A 16,898-nucleotide genomic window follows, 5' to 3' on the forward strand; every position below is an offset into this window, starting at 1 on the left:
CTGTCCCTTACCCCTTCATCACGTTGACGTCTTCAACCTCGATCGAGCCGCGGTTGCGGAAGAACACAACCAAGATCGCCAGGCCGATCGCCGCCTCTGCCGCCGCAACGGTGAGAACGAACATGGTAAAGATCTGGCCCACGAGGTCGCCCAGATAGGCCGAGAAGGCCACAAGGTTGATATTGACCGCGAGCAGCATCAGCTCGATCGACATCAGGATGACGATGACATTCTTGCGGTTCACGAAGATGCCGAAAATGCCGATCACGAACAGCGCGGCCGCCACGCCCAGATAATGTTCCAAACCGATCATGCCTGTGCCCTCCGCTCGGGATTGTCTGCCTTGTTTTGCGTGCGCATCATCACAACCCCTGCCCCGGTTTCACATCCACCAGTTCCATCGTCTTGGCCGGGTCGCGATGCATCTGGGCAATCACGTTCTGGCGTTTGACATTCGTGCGATGGCGCAGCGTCAACAGGATCGCCCCGATCATTGCCACCAGCAAGATCAGCCCCGCCGTCTGGAACAGGTAGAGATATTTGTCATAAATCAGCATGCCGAGCGCTTCGGTGTTCGTCATCCCGTCGGGCATCGGCGACATCCGCAGGCTTTGCGCCATATCGGCCGTTTTCCACGCCCCGAGTGCCACGCCCAGCTGCACCAGCATGATCACCGCGACCAGCAGGCCCAGCGGCATATAGCGTGCCAGCTCTCCCTTGAGGGCCGAGAAATCAACGTCCAGCATCATCACGACGAACAGGAACAACACTGCCACCGCGCCGACATAGACGATGATCAGCAACATCGCGACGAACTCTGCCCCCAGCAGCACAAACAGCCCCGCTGCGGACAGGAAGGTCAGGATCAGCCACAGCACCGAGTGCACGGGGTTTTTCGAGATCACCACCATAAAACCCGCAACCACTGCCACGATGGCAAAAAGGTAGAAGGCAAATGCAAACACCGTCATGCGTTCTCTCCCGCGCTGTCGCCGCCCATCTCGTTAAAGACCACCTGCGCGATCTCTAGGCCACGGCTCATGGCGGGCACCCCGCCAAACATGCTCATCTGAAAGATCACTTCTGCGATCTCCCGCTGTGTTGCCCCGGCTTCAAGCGCGTTGCGGATCGCGAGGCGCAATTGCGGCTCGCCTTGTGATCCGGTCACAACAAGCCCCGCGATGGTGACCAGAAAGCGCGTGCGCGCATCCAGCCCCTCACGGTTGAAGGTCTTGCCGAAAAACATCTCGAGCATGTCTTTGGGCATGGACGGGATGAATTTCTCAAAGGCGGAGGGCGAGAAACTTTCCAAAGCCGGATTCATCGCGCGCGCCATTTCGTGGCTTTGCTCAACCATCGCTTGAAAGAGTTTCGTGAAATCCTGGTTCATGATGCCTTACCGATAGGGCGCGTCGAGTTCGAGGTTGCGGGCGATTTCCGCCTCCCAGCGCGCGCCATTATCCAAAAGTTTCTGTTTGTCGTAGAACAGCTCTTCGCGGGTCTCGGTGGAAAATTCGAAATTCGGGCCCTCAACGATCGCATCCACCGGGCAGGCCTCTTGGCAGAAGCCGCAATAGATGCATTTCGTCATGTCGATATCGTAGCGCGTGGTGCGCCGTGATCCGTCCGCACGCGGCTCGGCGTCGATCGTGATCGCTTGCGCGGGGCAGATCGCCTCGCACAGCTTGCACGCGATGCAGCGTTCCTCGCCATTGGGATAGCGGCGCAGCGCATGTTCACCCCGAAAACGCGGGCTGAGCGGGCCTTTTTCATGCGGATAGTTCAGCGTCGGTTTGGGCGCAAAGAAATAGCGCATCCCCAGCCCGAACCCTTTGATGAAGTCCACCAGCAGGAAATATTTGGCGGCGCGGGTATAGTCGAAAGCCATCAATCAGCCCCCCATCGTCCAGCGGGCCCAGAAGTGCCCGAGGATTTCAAATTTCGCCAAGAACGCGACCAGCACGACCCATGCGCCCGAGAGCGGCAGGAACACTTTCCAGCCAATCCGCATCAGTTGGTCATAGCGGTAGCGCGGCACGATCGCCTTCACCATCGCGAACATGAAGAAGAACACGACCATCTTGCCAAACATCCACAGCGCCCCGTCGGGCAAGCCGGGAATGGGCGACAGCCAGCCGCCAAAGAACAGCAGCGTCATCAGCGCGCACATCAGCCAGATCGCGATATATTCGCCCGCCATGAACAGCAGATACGGCGTCGAGGAATATTCCACCATAAAGCCCGCAACCAGTTCGGATTCCGCTTCGGGCAGATCGAACGGCGGGCGGTTGGTTTCCGCCAGCGCCGAGATGAAGAACAGAGCCACCATCGGCAGATGGGGCAGCCAATACCAGTTGAACAGCCCGTAACTGCCCTTCTGTGCATCAACAATTGCAGTGAAATTCATCGACCCGGTCGAGATAATCACGCCGATGATGATCAGCCCCAGCGAGACCTCATAGGAAATCATCTGCGCCGCCGAGCGCAAGCTGCCCAAGAACGGATATTTCGAGTTCGACGCCCAGCCGCCCATGATCACGCCGTAAACCTCTAGCGAGGAGACGGCGAACACAAACAGCACCGCGACGTTGATATTGGCCAGCACCCAGCCCGGCGCGAACGGGATCACCGCCCAAGCCAAAATCGCCAGAACAAAGCTAAGAAGTGGCGCGAGGAAGAACACGACCTTATCGGCCCCCGCCGGAATGACGATTTCCTTAACCACATATTTCAGCGCATCTGCGACCGATTGCAAAATGCCCCACGGCCCCACGACGTTGGGCCCGCGCCGCATCTGCACCGCCGCCCAGATCTTGCGGTCGCCATAGACCAGAAACAGCAGCGAAATCATCACAAACGCGATGATCCCAAGCCCCTGCACAAGGATAAGCACGAACGTGCCAAACGGTGTCGCCAAAAATTCAGCCATGGTTCCCCACTCTCCTCATACGCTCGGTATTCCTCGGTCCGCACAGTCGCCAACCGTCACTTCCGCGTCGATCGTCTTAAGCCCTTGCGGCAAGGCGGGCGAGATGGTGTAGACCGCATCCGCCCGCCAGATGCCACCCTCTTCGTTCACATTCGTGCGCACATGGCGCGCAAATCCATAACCGCGGATCTGGGCGTATTGTGCCGCAGCACAGCGTGCATACGCATCCGCCGCCGTGCCATCCACACCCTCGCCCGATAGCGCCACGCGAAACTCGACCAGATTGTCATCCAGCAGCCGTGTTTCGACGCCGCGATAGTCGATCTTGGGCGCATCCGCCGAGGCCTTGCCCCCCGTGGGCGTGCAGGCAGCCAGCCCGGCCAGAAGGCCGGGGGCAAGCGCTGCAATCCGGGGGAGGTTTGGCACCATCTGGGTTTACTCCGCCGCCATTGGCGATTGCGCGCGCGCCTTGGCAAGGCTCGCACATTCGCCCATCACCACCGAAGCCCGCGCAATCGGATTGCTCAGGTAAAACTCGCGAATTGCCGGGCGGAAGGTCGCCTTGCCCATATCGCGCGGCGCGATCGAGGTGACCTCGTTTTCGGGCACCTCGTCGACCTTGGCGAGATGGGGCACGGCGGCGATCAGCGCACGGCGCAGACCCGCCAGCGTGTCCCAAGGCTGCTTGGCACCCAGCTGCGCCGACAGCGCGCGCAGGATCGCCCAGTTTTCCTTGGCCTCACCGGGCGGGAAGCCCGCGCGGAAGGCCAGTTGCGGGCGTCCTTCGGTATTAACGAACAGCCCGTGCTCTTCGGTATAGGCGGCACCGGGCAGGATGATATCGGCGCGATTGGCCCCGCGATCCCCGTGGCTGCCCTGATAGATCACGAAGGGACCGCCTTCCGAGGCCGAAGCGATCTCGACCTCGTCGGCCCCCATGTTGTAGATCACCTGCGCGCCCTCAATCGCGGCCATCAGACCGCCTTCGGTGACAGCGCCCACATCCATCGCCCCCACGCGCGACGCGGCAGTGTGCAACACCATCAGCTTGGAATTGGATTTGTCGGCCAGCTTCATCGCATGGGCCAGAACGGCCTCGCCATCGGCTTCGCTCAGCGCGCCCTGCCCGACGATCACGACCGTGTTCTTGGCCTTGGTTTCGTCGGTGATATTGGCCCCCGACAGCCCTTCAAGAGCTGCACGGTCGGTGCCGACATGGGTATACTCATAGGTGAGATCGCAAGCCTCGCCGATCAGCGCGACCTGCGCACCTTTCACCCAAGCCTTGCGGATGCGCGCGTTCAGCACCGGGGCCTCGATGGCGGGGTTTGCACCAATGATCTGGATCATCTCAGCATTATCAAGATCGGCGATGGTCGCGTTGCCAACATAGCCATAGCGATTGCCAATCGGCAGGCGCGCGCCATCGGTGCGACATTCAACCGTGCCGCCCAGCCCCTCGATCAGGGATTTCAGCGCGAACGCCGCCTCGGTCGAGACCAGATCACCGACCAGACCGGCAACCTTTTTGCCCTTCATCGCAGCCGCCGCCGCCGTCAGGGCCTCGTCCCAGCCCGCTTTGCGCAGACGACCGTTTTCGCGGATATAGGGCGTGTCCAAACGCTGGCGACGCAGCCCATCCCAGACGAAACGCGTCTTGTCGGAGATCCATTCCTCGTTCACGCCGTCATGGTTGCGCGGCAGGATGCGCATCACTTCGCGCCCCTTGGTATCAACACGAATGTTGCTGCCCACCGCATCCATCACGTCGATGGTCTCGGTCTTGGTCAGCTCCCACGGGCGGGCGGTGAAGGCGTAGGGTTTGGACACCAGCGCACCGACCGGGCAGAGATCAATGATATTGCCCTGCAAATTGCTATCGAGCGTCTCGTTCAGATACGAGCCGATCTCGCTGTCTTCGCCCCGGCCCGTCTGGCCCATCTGTGTGATGCCTGCGACCTCGGTGGTGAAGCGAACACAGCGGGTGCAGGAAATGCAGCGCGTCATGTGGGTTTCGACCAGCGGGCCGAGGTTAAGCTCGGTCGCGGCACGTTTGGGCTCGCGGTAGCGGCTAAAGTCCACACCGTAAGCCATTGCCTGATCTTGCAAATCGCATTCGCCGCCCTGATCGCAGATCGGGCAATCCAGCGGGTGGTTGATGAGCAGAAACTCCATCACCCCCTCGCGAGCCTTCTTGACCATCGGCGAGTTCGTCTTGATCACCGGCGGCGCGCCTTCGGGACCGGGGCGCATATCCTTGACCTGCATCGCGCAGCTCGCGGCGGGCTTGGGTGGGCCGCCTACGACCTCAACCAGACACATCCGGCAGTTGCCCGCAATCGAGAGACGCTCGTGATAGCAAAAGCGCGGAATCTCGATCCCCGCCTGTTCGCAGGCCTGAATCAACGTCAGGTTCGGGTCGACCTCAACCTCTGCGCCGTCGATGATGATCTTTCTCAGGTCAGCCATGGCTATCCGTCACTTCTTGCTGGGCATGAAGGCCAATTGCCCCCACGCGGTTATTCTTTGCGCGCCCTCAGGCACAGCCTTTCGGGAAGACCCACGCGCCGTCCCGGTAATGATCGTTGATCGAGGAAGCAACATGCCCCCCACAAATTGCATCCGCGGACCGGCGTGCCTCGGCCCCTTCATCCTGACCAAAGGGCGTGGCCTCGCGCGTGACCAAAAGCGCCCCGCTGGCATCTACCCCAGAGGCATATCCCGCAAGGGCGACGCGCGGCACGGGGCCTTTGGCAGCCGGGTCGCCGCCGGGCAGTGTTCCACAGGCCGCCAGCGCAAGCATCGGCACGCATATGAGAACGCCCCGCATCATTGCGCCGCCACCTGCGCACAATTGCGCATCTTCCAAAGCGTGGCTTGGGGCAGGTCTTTCCAGCCAAAAGCACGTTCCGAGGCGCCGTTGTCGCGCAGTTCATCAAGCCGCTCAAGCGCCTCATCCAGCGTGGGTTGATGGCCCGCAGGCACCCACCACATCACGAAATGCTGCTCTCCAAGCACCTCGAACCACTCCGCACGGCGCTCGTAAAAGGCGCGATGCACGGTGTTCCAGACAAACTGCTCAAGGCTGGCCACATCTTCCCAGACTGTCAGGTTGGACACGAATTGCGCATCGCCCGCGATCTTGGTTTCGGTATTCCCTTTGCCCGGCTCACCCGAACCTTCCATCATCCAGACGAACCCGTCCGAGCGCTTGCCCAGCCCGTTCACCGCGTCGAGGGCTTTCATGAAAGCCTCCACACGCGGATCGCCGGGTTCGGCAACCAGTCGACCGATATTGAGTTCGGCCAGGTGATATCCGGCAGGTTGCTTCATTCCGCAGCCATTGCCCCCATGCGGCCCGTCTTGCGGGCCTTGATGCGGTCTTCGATTTCTTCGCGGTAGTGGCGGATGAGGCCTTGGATCGGCCATGCGGCGGCATCGCCAAGGGCGCAGATCGTGTGACCCTCGACCTGTTTGGTGACCTCGAACAGCATGTCGATCTCTTCGATCTCGGCCTCGCCACGCACAAGACGGTCCATCACGCGCATCATCCAGCCCGTGCCTTCACGACACGGCGTACACTGGCCGCAGCTTTCATGCTTGAAGAATTTCGACAGCCGCCAGATCGCCTTGATGATGTCGGTGTCTTTATCCATCACAATCATGCAGGCAGTGCCAAAAGACGATTTCAGCTCGCGCATGCCGTCGTAATCCATGATCGCATCTTCGCACAGATGCGCGGGCAGCACTGGGCAGGACGCCCCGCCGGGGATCACCGCCTTGAGGTTCTTCCAGCCGCCACGCACGCCGCCGCCATGTTTCTCGATCAGCTCTTTCATCGAGATCGACATGCTTTCTTCGATGACGCAGGGCGTGTTCACATGGCCCGACATCGCGAACAGCTTGACGCCTGTGTTGTTGGGACGGCCAAAGCCCGCATACCAATCCGCGCCCCGGCGCAGGATGGTCGGCACGACGGCGATGGATTCGACGTTGTTCACCGTGGTCGGGCAGCCATACAGGCCCGCGCCTGCCGGGAATGGCGGCTTCATGCGCGGCATGCCCTTTTTGCCCTCAAGGCTTTCAAGCAGCGCGGTTTCCTCGCCACAGATATACGCGCCCGCGCCATGGCTGAGATAGACGTCGTAATCAAAGCCCGATTTGCAGGCGTTCTTACCGATCAGCCCGTCTTCATAGGCCTCGTCAATGGCGCGTTGCAGCGCCTCTTTCTCGCGCACATATTCGCCGCGAATGTAGATATAGGCCGCCGCCGCGCCCATCGCAAAACCGGCGATCAGCGCGCCCTCCACCAGCGTGTGGGGATCGTGGCGCATGATCTCGCGGTCTTTGCAGGTGCCGGGCTCGGATTCATCGGCATTGATCGTGAGAAACGCCGGGCGACCATCGGATTCCTTGGGCATGAAGGACCATTTCAGACCGGTCGGGAAACCCGCCCCGCCGCGCCCGCGCAGCCCCGAAGCCTTGACCTGCTCGACGATCCAATCGCGCCCCTTGGACAGGATTTCGCCCGTGCCATCCCAATGGCCACGCGCCTTTGCCCCTGCAAGTGAGCGGTCATGCATCCCGTAGATATTGGTAAAGATCCGGTCTTGATCCTTCAGCATGGTGCGTTCCTCATTTGCCGGAGCCCCGGCGCCAGATGCGCCAGACCAAAGCCAGCGCGAAGATATATGCGGCCACCGCCGCGAGATCGCCAATCAGCGCGACGCGCGCCGACCAACCCAGTTGTTTGCCAAGGGCTTGCAAAGCGAGCCAGAGGATCGTGGCACCGGCAATGACGAAGGCCGCAAGCCGCCCTTCACGCCGATCCTTTTGTTGATCCTGACCCATTCACCCTTGCTCAGTAATCGTTCGTCTTGGCACGTTCGAGAAAGGCTTCCATGCCCTCACCGACGATAATCTTGGCCTGCGAGACCCATTTGTCGCGCGTGCACCGCCCCTTGAAACGCGGCACGTTGGTATCGGCATAAGCGACCTCATCGGCACCCCATTTCGCGATTTGGTCGAAATGGTAAACCCCCCAGCCGTTCAGCGTTTCCGCCAGCTTCGGCCCGATACCTTCGATCTTGGTCAGATCATCAGCGCCCGATGCGCGCGGCGCTTTCAGCCCGGTGGGTTTCTTGCCACCAACCTGCGCGCCCGTATCCGGGGCGGCAGCGCTGGCTTTGGGCGCGGCGGCTTTTGCGGCGGGCTTTGTTGCGGGTTTTGCAGCAGCCGGTTTTTTCGAAGCAGGTTTTGCGCCCGCTTTCTTTGCCGCTGGTTTTGCAGCCGCTTTGGGCGCTGCAGCCGTCTTTACCGCAGGCTGACTGTCAGCCTTTGCGGGGGCGGCAGTTTCCTTAGGCGCGGGAGCTGGAGCGCTCATGACAGCGGCCGGGGTGGCGGCAGCGCTGGTCGCTGCGGGCTTGGCAGTCTCAGACGTAGCGGTCTCGGACTTGGCAGCTTCCGGCAAGGTCGCTTCCGCTTGCTTGTGGGCCGCCTTCCCCTCGGGTGATTGCGCCTTGAACGCACTCACCGGGGCTTCGATATCGGATACGGTTTCCGGGCGCGGCGGCGTTGGGGTGGCCGGGTGCGCCCCCGAGGTGGACTCAGCCTCACCGGGCGCGCCGGTGCCCGAACAAAACGCCCAGATCAGGAAGGCGCCAAACAGCAGGACGGTCAAAAGCCCCATGAAAATAGCGACATACAAAGGTTCATGCGCCACAACCACCAGGAATACCGCAACCACGAGGCCGGTAATCCCGGCCCAGATACCCGCCTTGCCGCGGCAGCCTTGCGTCTGATCTCCCATCTGTCTCTCCATCTCTCCCGTTTGCCGGGAACGCTACTATTAATTACTCGTAGATACCGTCTTTTTTGGCGCGTTTCGAAAATTCCGTTTCGCCACCACTGGCCAAGGCCTTGGCTTGTTCAACCCAGGAATCACGGCTGGCACGCCCCTTGAAGCCTTCGAGATTTGCATCAACCCATGCCAGTTCTGCCTCACTCCAGCCAGCGACCTGATCGAAATGATACACGCCCATCGAATGGAGCAGCGTTTCCAGCTTGGGGCCAACGCCCTTAATCATCTTGAGATCATCCGCCCCGCCCGCGCGCGGCGCCGTCATCATCTGGGGCTTTTCGCCCGCCGCATCAGAGGCCCCGGCAGTCGCATCGGCGCTGACACCTGCGGGTTCCGCTTTCGATTGCGGCTTGGCCTTAGAGGTGGCCTGCGCCTCATGTGTTGTCACGCCGGTCTTGTCTGCGGGCACGCCTTTGGATGGCTTGGACGCGCTGTCCTTGGCGGCTTTGCGCGCCTCATCGGCTTGCGCGGCGGTGCGCGGGCGCGGCACGCTGAGCGTCCCAATCGGGCCGCGCTGACCGCTGGATTGCCACGGCGCGGTGAGCGCCACTTCGGTGCCGTCGATGCGCTTGATCGTGTCGCCAATGCTCAGCGCCAGCGACACCGAGGCGTTGTGATTTTCGGCAGCCCCCGCAGACTCGGTGCACGAGGTCAGACCGGTGACCGGTTCAGAACTGAAACGCCCCTTCTGAGAGCCCGGCTGGGGCACCTGCCCGTTGGCCATCTCGTCGAGAATTTCCGCCAGACGCTCTTCGGTCAGGTCTTCGTAGTAATCCTTGCCGACCTGCATCATCGGGGCGTTGGAACACGCGCCCAGACATTCGACCTCTTCCCAGGAAAACTTGCCGTCGGGCGAAACCTGATGCGGTTCGGGCGCGATCTTTTGCTTGCAGACCTTCATCAGATCTTCGGCGCCGCAAATCATGCAAGACGTGGTGCCGCAAATCTGGAAATGCGCCACTGACCCCACCGGGGCCATCTGGAACATGAAGTAGAAACTCGCCACTTCGAGCGCGCGCATATAGGGCATGTCCAGCATATCCGCGACGGTTTCAATCGCGGGACGGCTCAGCCAGCCCTCTTGCTCTTGGGCGCGAAACAGCAGCGGGATGATCGCACTGGCCTGACGCCCCTCGGGGAACTTGGTGATCTGAGCCTGCGCCCAAGCCAGATTGGCGGGCGTGAAAGCGAAACTCTCGGGTTGCTCAGAATACAAACGGCGCAGCATTAGCGGTCAACCTCCCCGAACACGATATCCATCGAGCCGATGATTGCAGAAACGTCAGCCAGCATATGGCCCGACGCGACATGATCCATGGATTGCAGGTGCAAATAGCCCGGCGCGCGGATTTTGGCGCGATAGGGTTTGTTCGTGCCATCGGCCACCAGATAGACGCCGAATTCGCCCTTGGGAGCCTCGACAGCGGCGTAAACCTCGCCTGCGGGAACGTGGAACCCTTCGGTGTATAGCTTGAAATGGTGGATCAGGCTTTCCATCGAAGTTTTCATATCCGAGCGTTTCGGCGGCGTCAGCTTGCCGCGCGCCACCACATCGCCCTGCCCGTCAGGCGCGCGCAGCTTGGCGATGGCCTGCAGCATGATATTGGTCGATTCGCGCATCTCAGACATCCGGCACAGGTAGCGATCATAGCAATCGCCAGCCTTGCCCACCGGGATCTGGAAGTCGAATTCATCATAACATTCATAGGGTTGCGCACGACGCAAATCCCAAGCGAGGCCCGAACCGCGCGCCATCACCCCGGAATAGCCCCATTGCAGGACCTCTTCTTCGGAGATGATCGCAATATCGACATTGCGCTGCTTGAAGATGCGGTTTTCGGTCAGCAGACCTTCGATATCATCCAGCAGTTTCGGGAAGCGGCCGCAGAATTCCTCAATATCATCCAGCAATTTCGGCGTCAGATCCTGATGCACACCGCCGGGGCGGAAATAGGCCGAGTGCAGACGCGCACCACAGGCGCGTTCGTAAAACACCATCAGCTCTTCGCGCGCCTCAAAGCCCCAAAGCGGCGGCGTCAGCGCACCGACATCCATCGCCTGTGTGGTGACGTTCAGCAGGTGGCTGAGCAGACGCCCGATCTCGCAATACAGCACCCGGATCAGGGACCCACGGCGCGGCACAACCGTGCCCGTCAGCCGCTCGATCGCCAGACACCAAGCGTGTTCCTGATTCATCGGCGCCACGTAATCGAGCCGGTCGAAATAGGGCAGGTTTTGCAGATAGGTGCGGCTTTCCATCAGCTTCTCGGTGCCACGATGGAGCAACCCGATATGGGGGTCGGCGCGCTCAACGATCTCGCCGTCCAGCTCTAGCACCATGCGCAAAACACCATGCGCAGCAGGGTGTTGCGGGCCGAAGTTGATGTTGAAGTTACGGATACGCTGCTCGTCCGTCAGCCGATCTTTCGACCCGTCATCATAGACATTGTTGCGGATATCGCCGTCCATCATTTCGCCCCCTCACCCTTCTCGTCACCGGGAAGGATGTATTTCGCACCCTCCCAAGGCGAGAGGAAATCGAACTGCCGGTATTCCTGTGTCAGGTTTACCGGCTCATAGACAACGCGCTTGAGCACCTCGTCATAGCGCACTTCGACATAACCCGTGGTTGGGAAATCCTTGCGCAGCGGATGGCCGCGAAAGCCGTAATCGGTCAGGATGCGGCGCAGGTCGGGATGGCCCGAGAACAAGATGCCAAACATGTCGAACACTTCGCGCTCAAACCAGTTGGCGCAGGGGTGCAACGAGGTCAGCGAGGGCACCATTTGCTCTTCGCGCATCGCGGCTTTTACGCGGATGCGCTGGTTGCGATACATCGACAAAAAGTGCCAGACCATATCGAACCGCTCGGGGCGTTCGGGCCAATCCACTGCCGTGATGTCGATCAACGTCGAGAACAGGCAGTTTTTGTCATCGCGCAGAAACTCGGCGAAGCTGGCCGCCGATTGCACACTGATGGTGACCGTCAATTCGCCAAAGGAAACATCTGTCGAAATCACGTCATCGGGACGCTTCAACTCAATATGAGCGGCCAGTTCGTGCAGGGCTGTATTGTCCATCATCGCCTCTCCTCAGCGCACCAAAGTGCCGGTGCGGCGGATTTTGCGTTGCAGTTGAAGGATGCCGTAAAGCAGCGCCTCGGCCGTGGGCGGGCAGCCCGGCACATAAATATCGACCGGCACGATGCGATCACAGCCGCGCACCACCGAATAGGAATAGTGGTAATAGCCGCCGCCATTGGCGCAGCTGCCCATCGAGATCACATAGCGCGGCTCGGGCATCTGGTCATAGACCTTGCGCATCGCGGGCGCCATTTTATTGGTCAGCGTGCCGGCCACGATCATCACATCCGACTGACGCGGGCTGGCGCGGGGGGCTGTGCCAAAGCGTTCCAGATCGTAGCGCGGCATCGAGCATTGCATCATCTCAACAGCGCAACATGCCAGACCAAAGGTCATCCAGTGCAACGAGCCATTGCGCGCCCAGTTGATCAGATCCTCGGTCGTGGTCAGCAGGAACCCTTTGTCCTGCAACTCGCGGTTGAGCGCATTGGTGGCAACTTCGCGATCGCCGCCTGCGGTATTGGCCCCGGTCATCACGCCCATTCCAACGCCCCCTTCTTCCACTCATACGCAAACCCGACGGTCAGAACGGCCAAGAAGACCATCATTGACCAGAAACCCACCATCGAAATCTGCCCGAAAGCGACCGCCCAGGGAAACAGAAACGCGACTTCAAGGTCGAAAATGATGAATAGGATCGAGACGAGGTAAAAGCGCACATCAAACTTCATCCGCGCATCGTCAAAGGCGTTGAACCCACATTCATAAGCCGAGACTTTCTCGGGATCGGGGTTGCGCACTGCAATCACGGCGGCGGCTGCAAGCAGCACAAGCCCGAGCGCGGTCGCCATGGCGAGGAAGATAAGGATGGGAAGATATTCGCGCAGCATGTCGTGCATGGGCATGGCTCCCTTTCGACGCGACCTGATGTCGCGCAGGTTCCGGCTAGGCTGAGCAATAGCCTTGTGCCTGTGCAGGGTCAACCGATCGGGGGCCGGATTCTGCCCCGCAAACCGCTGAAATTGCGATTTAGTATACCTTTGCACACCATCGGGCGCGCCTGCCTATACGCGAACATTGGCATGTTCAAAGGTCGCGTTGCCTACCAAAATAGGCGGTGAAACCTTCGACTGCACTTTATTTTATTGGCAATCCTGCGCGTGCGCCCGCCCGCGCAATCACGCTTTCCAAGCCGGATCGCGCTTTTCGAAGAACGCGCTGATTCCCTCAGCCGACTCAGCGCTTTCCCAGCGGGTGACAAGCGCGGCGATCGTGGCCTCGATAACCTGTTCATCAATGCGCGGACCAAGGCTGCGCAGCAAGGCCTTGGCCTCGGCCACAGCGCCGGGCGCACAGGCAAGATAGGGCGCAACCTCAGCTTGCACGGCCGCCTCAAGGTCCTCGGGCGCCACGACCCGCGCCAAAAGCCCCAATTCGCGCGCCTCATCCGCCTCAAACAAGCGCGCAGACATGAACACGCGGCGCGCCTTCGCCTCACCCATCCGCGCCGCCACATAAGGAGAGATCGTCGCCGGTGTCAGCCCCAGCCGCGTCTCGGTCAGCCCAAAGCGCGCGCCCTCCACCCCGATGGCGACATCGCAGACCGACATCATGCCGATCCCGCCGCCAAACGCGTTACCTTGTACAGCGCCAATCACCGGTTTCGGGCAGATGTTGAGCGCATTCAGCATCCCCGCAAGCACCCGCGCGCCTGCCGCGCGCTGCTCGGCACTGGCACTGATCTGCGCCTGCATCCATTTCAGATCGCCCCCTGCGCAAAAACTGCGCCCCTTGGCGGCGAGAATCACGACGCGCACGGCTTGATCCGCGCCAAGCGCCTGAATGGCGTGGGTAATCTCGCGCATCATCTGCTCAGACAGCGCGTTGTGTTTTTCTTCACGCGCAAGCGTCAGGCGGGCGACGCCGCGTGTATCCGTCTCAACCGTGATCGTCTCAAACATCGCCCTGCCCTTTCATCGCACGCGCCAGATTGGCCGCCTCTGCCAACACATCCATGTCGAGGCCCGTGTCATAGCCCAATTGCGCCAACCGCGCCGCCACTGACTCGGTCGCAACATTGCCTGCCGCCCCCGGCGCATAGGGACAGCCGCCCAACCCGCCAACAGCCGCATCAAACACCCGCAAACCCAGCGCCAGTGACGCCTCAATATTGTCCAGCGCGCGCCCGGCAGTGTCGTGGAAATGCCCGGCCAGTTTCTCTGCGGGCATTTCGTTCAAGACCGCCTTCAGCATCGCCGTAACGCTTTCAGGGCGGCCCTGCCCGATCGTGTCGCCAAGGCTAACTTCATAACAGCCCATATCGCGCAAAGATGCGACGACCCGTGCGACGTTCTCGGGCGGGGTTGGCCCGTCAAACGGGCAATCCGTCACCACAGACACATAGCCGCGTACTTTCACATTATCGACTTTTGCGGCCTCCATGACCGGGGCGAACCGATCAAGACTTTCACTAATCGAACAATTCAGGTTTGCGCGCGAAAACCCTTCCGAAGCCGAAGCGAACACCGCCACCTCATCGGCCCCTGCCGCTTTCGCACCCTCATAGCCGCGCAAATTGGGCGTCAGCGCTGCATAAGAGACACCGGGCGCGCGGGTGATCCCGGCAAAAACTTGCGCGCTATCAGCCATTTGCGGCACCCATTTGGGCGAGACGAAGCTACCCACCTCGATGCGGGCAAACCCGGCGCGGCTCAGGCAATCGACCAGTGCGATCTTATCCGCTAACGCAATCGCGCGCTTCTCGTTTTGCAAGCCATCGCGCGGCGCCATTTCAAAGATTTCGACCCGCTCACGCATCGGGCAACTCGTAGAAATCTTGGGCGTAGATCGAATCGCCGCCACCCTGTTCCAGCGCTGCCTTATAGGCAGAGCGAGAGCGGATGCGTTCGCGATAGGCCGCGATATTTGGAAAGCCCTCGGCGCGCACGAAACGGAACATCGCGTCGATATTGAAGCCCAGCATGCAATCGGCCGCGCTGAAGTGCCCGATCAGCCATTCGCGCCCATCCAACTGCGCCTCCAGCGCCTGCATTGTGACGGCCAACCGCTTGGTGTCGAGCTTCATCAACGGCAGCGAGCGCGCGCTTTCGGGGCGCAGGAAGATGTGCTGAATATTGAGGTTTTGCACGATATTGGCTTGGGTCTCAGCAAAATGCACCCATTCCAGAAACTCCGACCGTTCCGGCGCGCCCACGGCAGGCGCTAGCCCCGCCTCGGGATGGGTTTCACACAAGTATTCCACAATCGCGCCGCTTTCAAAAATCGCACGGTTGTCGATCTCGAGCGCGGGCACCCGCCCCGCTGGCGAAAGCGAGCGAAATTCCGGGCTGCGCAAGCCGCCATCGGTCAGCGACCAGTTGCGCAAGCGGTATTCCAGCCCCAGTTCTTCAAGCAGCCACAGCACCCGCATCGAGCGCGAGCCGGGGACGTGATGCAGCGTGATCATTCTTCTTCCTCCAAGCGGATAAGGGCGGCCCCGGCCTCGACCTGCGCGCCCTCGACAACGAGCACCTCGGCGACCACGCCATCGCGCGCGGCCAGCATCGTGTGCTCCATCTTCATCGCCTCCATGATCGCCAGACGATCCCCCGCCGACACGTTTTGACCAGTCGTGACAAAGACCGATTTCACCAGCCCCGGCATCGGCGCCAGCGTCAGGTCCGAAGTCTCGGCGCTCGAGCCGCGCTCCAACGGGTCGGGGATGTCAAAGCGATGCGCGCCTGCCATAAAGATCGTCACCGAGGCGCGGTCCATTTGCATCGACGCCCCCGTTTTTGCACCATCGACGCGCCAGCCATCTTCGGCCAAGACGCAATCCTGCATCACCCCGTCGATTTCAACGCTGATATGTCCCGCACCGTGCACATAAATCGCGGCGGCGGGGTCAAACATCACAGGTCGGCGTAGCGCGCCCCAAAGTGTAAACCCGCTGGCCTCGCCCTGCCACAGGCCCGCAGCGGCAATCACCGCCAAGGCCTGCGCGGCGGGCGGCACGGGCGGAGCGGCGGCCAAGCTGTCAATCTCGCGCCCGATCAAGCCGGTATCGACCTCACCACGCGCGAAACCGTCGTGACGCGCCAGACGCGCGAGGAAAGCAAGGTTCGTCACCGTGCCCGCGACCTGCGTCTGCTCCAGCGCGCGGGCCAGTTGGCCCAACGCAATCGCGCGGGTCGGGCCGTGGGTGATGATTTTGGCAATCATCGGATCATACCACGGGCTGATCACATCGCCCGCGCGCACGCCAGTATCGGCGCGGCAATCGGGGGCGAATTGCAGATGGCTGAGCGTGCCGGTCGCGGGCAGGAAACCTGCGGGCACGTCCTCGGCATAGAGGCGCGCCTCAAACGCGTGGCCGGTGATCGTAAGCTGATCTTGTGTCGCGGGAAGGGATTCTCCGCTTGCGACGCGCAACTGCCATTCGACCAGATCGACGCCGGTGATCGCCTCGGTCACCGGATGCTCCACCTGCAGGCGGGTGTTCATCTCCATGAACCAGAACCGATCCGCGCGCAGCCCATCCGAGCCATCGACGATGAACTCGACCGTGCCCGCGCCCGCATAGCCAATCGCCTCGGCGGCTCGGGTGGCCGCCTGCCCCATCGCTTCGCGCATCTCGGGTGTCATGCCGGGCGCGGGGGCCTCTTCGATGACCTTCTGGTGGCGACGCTGCAAGGAGCAGTCGCGTTCAAACAGATGCACGGCGCGCTGGCCATCGCCAAAGACCTGCACCTCGATATGGCGCGGGCTGGTGATGTATTTCTCGATCAGGACGGCGGGATTGCCAAAAGCGGTCTGTGCCTCGCCCTGGGCCGAGGCAAGCGCGTCAGCGAAATCGCCCGCCCGTTCAACCAGCCGCATCCCCTTGCCACCGCCGCCCGCGACGGCCTTGATGAGCACGGGATAACCGCTCGCCTCCGCCTGCCCTGCCCAGTAATCAGGGTCCTGATTGGCCCCCATATATCCCCGCCCACTCGGCCCGCCCCCCTCTTCCCACCACGCCTTGGCC

Annotated in this window: 21 protein-coding genes; all 21 read right to left on the reverse strand. The window is 61.3% G+C overall.

The features are described from left to right. Positions 1-7 precede the first annotated feature (7 nt). Positions 8-313, reverse strand: coding sequence for an NADH-quinone oxidoreductase subunit NuoK (gene nuoK, locus QZ571_RS09640; RefSeq protein ID WP_295533878.1), 306 nt, complete (start codon positions 311-313; stop codon positions 8-10). A 49-nt stretch (positions 314-362) separates the two neighbouring features. Beyond that, on the reverse strand, positions 363-971 hold the full coding sequence (locus QZ571_RS09645; protein ID WP_295533879.1) for an NADH-quinone oxidoreductase subunit J: 609 nt from the start codon (positions 969-971) through the stop codon (positions 363-365). Continuing rightward, positions 968-1,390 carry a carboxymuconolactone decarboxylase family protein gene (locus QZ571_RS09650; RefSeq protein ID WP_295533881.1) on the reverse strand — a complete coding sequence of 141 codons (423 nt, stop codon included), beginning with the start codon at positions 1,388-1,390 and terminating at the stop codon, positions 968-970. The genes QZ571_RS09645 and QZ571_RS09650 overlap by 4 nt, the downstream gene beginning before the upstream one ends. A 6-nt stretch (positions 1,391-1,396) precedes the next feature. Further along, on the reverse strand, positions 1,397-1,888 hold the full coding sequence (gene nuoI / locus QZ571_RS09655) for an NADH-quinone oxidoreductase subunit NuoI (RefSeq protein WP_038127110.1): 492 nt from the start codon (positions 1,886-1,888) through the stop codon (positions 1,397-1,399). Positions 1,889-1,891: 3 nt separating this feature from the next. Next, positions 1,892-2,929 carry an NADH-quinone oxidoreductase subunit NuoH gene (gene nuoH / locus QZ571_RS09660; protein ID WP_295533885.1) on the reverse strand — a complete coding sequence of 346 codons (1,038 nt, stop codon included), beginning with the start codon at positions 2,927-2,929 and terminating at the stop codon, positions 1,892-1,894. Positions 2,930-2,944: 15 nt separating this feature from the next. Continuing rightward, a complete protein-coding gene (locus tag QZ571_RS09665) occupies positions 2,945-3,358 on the reverse strand; it encodes a hypothetical protein (RefSeq protein WP_295533887.1) in 414 nt (137 codons plus the stop codon). Positions 3,359-3,364: 6 nt separating this feature from the next. Continuing rightward, a complete protein-coding gene (nuoG, locus tag QZ571_RS09670) occupies positions 3,365-5,398 on the reverse strand; it encodes an NADH-quinone oxidoreductase subunit NuoG (protein ID WP_295533888.1) in 2,034 nt (677 codons plus the stop codon). A gap of 67 nt (positions 5,399-5,465) precedes the next feature. Further along, positions 5,466-5,762 (reverse strand): hypothetical protein, encoded by a 297-nt coding sequence (locus tag QZ571_RS09675; RefSeq protein WP_295533890.1) that lies wholly within the window; start codon positions 5,760-5,762, stop codon positions 5,466-5,468. Then, a complete protein-coding gene (locus QZ571_RS09680) occupies positions 5,759-6,262 on the reverse strand; it encodes a DUF3291 domain-containing protein (protein ID WP_295533892.1) in 504 nt (167 codons plus the stop codon). Before QZ571_RS09680 ends, QZ571_RS09675 begins: the two co-directional genes overlap by 4 nt. Then, positions 6,259-7,554 (reverse strand): NADH-quinone oxidoreductase subunit NuoF, encoded by a 1,296-nt coding sequence (nuoF, locus tag QZ571_RS09685; protein WP_295533894.1) that lies wholly within the window; start codon positions 7,552-7,554, stop codon positions 6,259-6,261. Before nuoF ends, QZ571_RS09680 begins: the two co-directional genes overlap by 4 nt. Positions 7,555-7,564: 10 nt before the next feature. Next, positions 7,565-7,780, reverse strand: coding sequence for a DUF5337 family protein (locus QZ571_RS09690; RefSeq protein ID WP_295533896.1), 216 nt, complete (start codon positions 7,778-7,780; stop codon positions 7,565-7,567). Between the two features lie 10 nt (positions 7,781-7,790). After that, entirely contained in the window at positions 7,791-8,738 is a 948-nt protein-coding gene (locus tag QZ571_RS09695; protein WP_295533898.1) for a hypothetical protein, read from the reverse strand. A 43-nt stretch (positions 8,739-8,781) separates the two neighbouring features. Continuing rightward, on the reverse strand, positions 8,782-10,017 hold the full coding sequence (locus tag QZ571_RS09700) for an NADH-quinone oxidoreductase subunit E (protein WP_295533900.1): 1,236 nt from the start codon (positions 10,015-10,017) through the stop codon (positions 8,782-8,784). Then, a complete protein-coding gene (locus QZ571_RS09705; protein WP_295533902.1) occupies positions 10,017-11,261 on the reverse strand; it encodes an NADH-quinone oxidoreductase subunit D in 1,245 nt (414 codons plus the stop codon). The genes QZ571_RS09700 and QZ571_RS09705 overlap by 1 nt, the downstream gene beginning before the upstream one ends. Continuing rightward, positions 11,258-11,872, reverse strand: a complete 615-nt coding sequence (locus QZ571_RS09710; RefSeq protein WP_295533904.1) for an NADH-quinone oxidoreductase subunit C — start codon at positions 11,870-11,872, stop codon at positions 11,258-11,260. The genes QZ571_RS09705 and QZ571_RS09710 overlap by 4 nt, the downstream gene beginning before the upstream one ends. A 9-nt stretch (positions 11,873-11,881) precedes the next feature. Then, positions 11,882-12,415, reverse strand: a complete 534-nt coding sequence (locus tag QZ571_RS09715; protein WP_295533905.1) for an NADH-quinone oxidoreductase subunit B family protein — start codon at positions 12,413-12,415, stop codon at positions 11,882-11,884. Beyond that, positions 12,406-12,771, reverse strand: a complete 366-nt coding sequence (locus QZ571_RS09720) for an NADH-quinone oxidoreductase subunit A (RefSeq protein ID WP_295533907.1) — start codon at positions 12,769-12,771, stop codon at positions 12,406-12,408. Before QZ571_RS09720 ends, QZ571_RS09715 begins: the two co-directional genes overlap by 10 nt. A 279-nt stretch (positions 12,772-13,050) precedes the next feature. Then, positions 13,051-13,833 (reverse strand): crotonase/enoyl-CoA hydratase family protein, encoded by a 783-nt coding sequence (locus QZ571_RS09725; protein ID WP_295533909.1) that lies wholly within the window; start codon positions 13,831-13,833, stop codon positions 13,051-13,053. Continuing rightward, positions 13,826-14,689 (reverse strand): hydroxymethylglutaryl-CoA lyase, encoded by an 864-nt coding sequence (locus QZ571_RS09730; protein WP_295533911.1) that lies wholly within the window; start codon positions 14,687-14,689, stop codon positions 13,826-13,828. The genes QZ571_RS09725 and QZ571_RS09730 overlap by 8 nt, the downstream gene beginning before the upstream one ends. Further along, positions 14,682-15,338: a glutathione S-transferase family protein gene (locus QZ571_RS09735; protein ID WP_295533912.1), complete on the reverse strand. Its 657-nt coding sequence runs from the start codon at positions 15,336-15,338 to the stop codon at positions 14,682-14,684. Before QZ571_RS09735 ends, QZ571_RS09730 begins: the two co-directional genes overlap by 8 nt. Then, positions 15,335-16,898, reverse strand: a 1,564-nt coding sequence (locus tag QZ571_RS09740; protein WP_295533914.1) for a biotin/lipoyl-containing protein, incomplete at its 5' end; no start/stop codon positions are given. The genes QZ571_RS09735 and QZ571_RS09740, both read right to left, overlap by 4 nt.

It is taken from the genome of uncultured Thioclava sp. (genome assembly GCF_913064665.1).
Taxonomy (GTDB): domain Bacteria; phylum Pseudomonadota; class Alphaproteobacteria; order Rhodobacterales; family Rhodobacteraceae; genus Thioclava; species Thioclava arctica.

Excerpts from the sequence above, each read along its gene's own strand:
- QZ571_RS09695 (WP_295533898.1), bottom strand. The coding sequence starts at position 8,738 with ATGGGAGATCAGACGCAAGGCTGCCGCGGCAAGGCGGGTATCTGGGCC.
- QZ571_RS09675 (WP_295533890.1), bottom strand. The coding sequence starts at position 5,762 with ATGATGCGGGGCGTTCTCATATGCGTGCCGATGCTTGCGCTGGCGGCC.
- QZ571_RS09705 (WP_295533902.1), bottom strand. The coding sequence starts at position 11,261 with ATGATGGACGGCGATATCCGCAACAATGTCTATGATGACGGGTCGAAA.
- QZ571_RS09650 (WP_295533881.1), bottom strand. The coding sequence starts at position 1,390 with ATGAACCAGGATTTCACGAAACTCTTTCAAGCGATGGTTGAGCAAAGC.
- QZ571_RS09700 (WP_295533900.1), bottom strand. The coding sequence starts at position 10,017 with ATGCTGCGCCGTTTGTATTCTGAGCAACCCGAGAGTTTCGCTTTCACG.
- nuoI (WP_038127110.1), bottom strand. The coding sequence starts at position 1,888 with ATGGCTTTCGACTATACCCGCGCCGCCAAATATTTCCTGCTGGTGGAC.
- QZ571_RS09645 (WP_295533879.1), bottom strand. The coding sequence starts at position 971 with ATGACGGTGTTTGCATTTGCCTTCTACCTTTTTGCCATCGTGGCAGTG.
- QZ571_RS09720 (WP_295533907.1), bottom strand. The coding sequence starts at position 12,771 with ATGCACGACATGCTGCGCGAATATCTTCCCATCCTTATCTTCCTCGCC.
- QZ571_RS09690 (WP_295533896.1), bottom strand. The coding sequence starts at position 7,780 with ATGGGTCAGGATCAACAAAAGGATCGGCGTGAAGGGCGGCTTGCGGCC.
- nuoG (WP_295533888.1), bottom strand. The coding sequence starts at position 5,398 with ATGGCTGACCTGAGAAAGATCATCATCGACGGCGCAGAGGTTGAGGTC.
- QZ571_RS09665 (WP_295533887.1), bottom strand. The coding sequence starts at position 3,358 with ATGGTGCCAAACCTCCCCCGGATTGCAGCGCTTGCCCCCGGCCTTCTG.
- QZ571_RS09680 (WP_295533892.1), bottom strand. The coding sequence starts at position 6,262 with ATGAAGCAACCTGCCGGATATCACCTGGCCGAACTCAATATCGGTCGA.
- nuoK (WP_295533878.1), bottom strand. The coding sequence starts at position 313 with ATGATCGGTTTGGAACATTATCTGGGCGTGGCGGCCGCGCTGTTCGTG.
- QZ571_RS09710 (WP_295533904.1), bottom strand. The coding sequence starts at position 11,872 with ATGATGGACAATACAGCCCTGCACGAACTGGCCGCTCATATTGAGTTG.
- QZ571_RS09725 (WP_295533909.1), bottom strand. The coding sequence starts at position 13,833 with ATGTTTGAGACGATCACGGTTGAGACGGATACACGCGGCGTCGCCCGC.
- nuoH (WP_295533885.1), bottom strand. The coding sequence starts at position 2,929 with ATGGCTGAATTTTTGGCGACACCGTTTGGCACGTTCGTGCTTATCCTT.
- QZ571_RS09735 (WP_295533912.1), bottom strand. The coding sequence starts at position 15,338 with ATGATCACGCTGCATCACGTCCCCGGCTCGCGCTCGATGCGGGTGCTG.
- nuoF (WP_295533894.1), bottom strand. The coding sequence starts at position 7,554 with ATGCTGAAGGATCAAGACCGGATCTTTACCAATATCTACGGGATGCAT.
- QZ571_RS09715 (WP_295533905.1), bottom strand. The coding sequence starts at position 12,415 with ATGGGCGTGATGACCGGGGCCAATACCGCAGGCGGCGATCGCGAAGTT.
- QZ571_RS09730 (WP_295533911.1), bottom strand. The coding sequence starts at position 14,689 with ATGCGTGAGCGGGTCGAAATCTTTGAAATGGCGCCGCGCGATGGCTTG.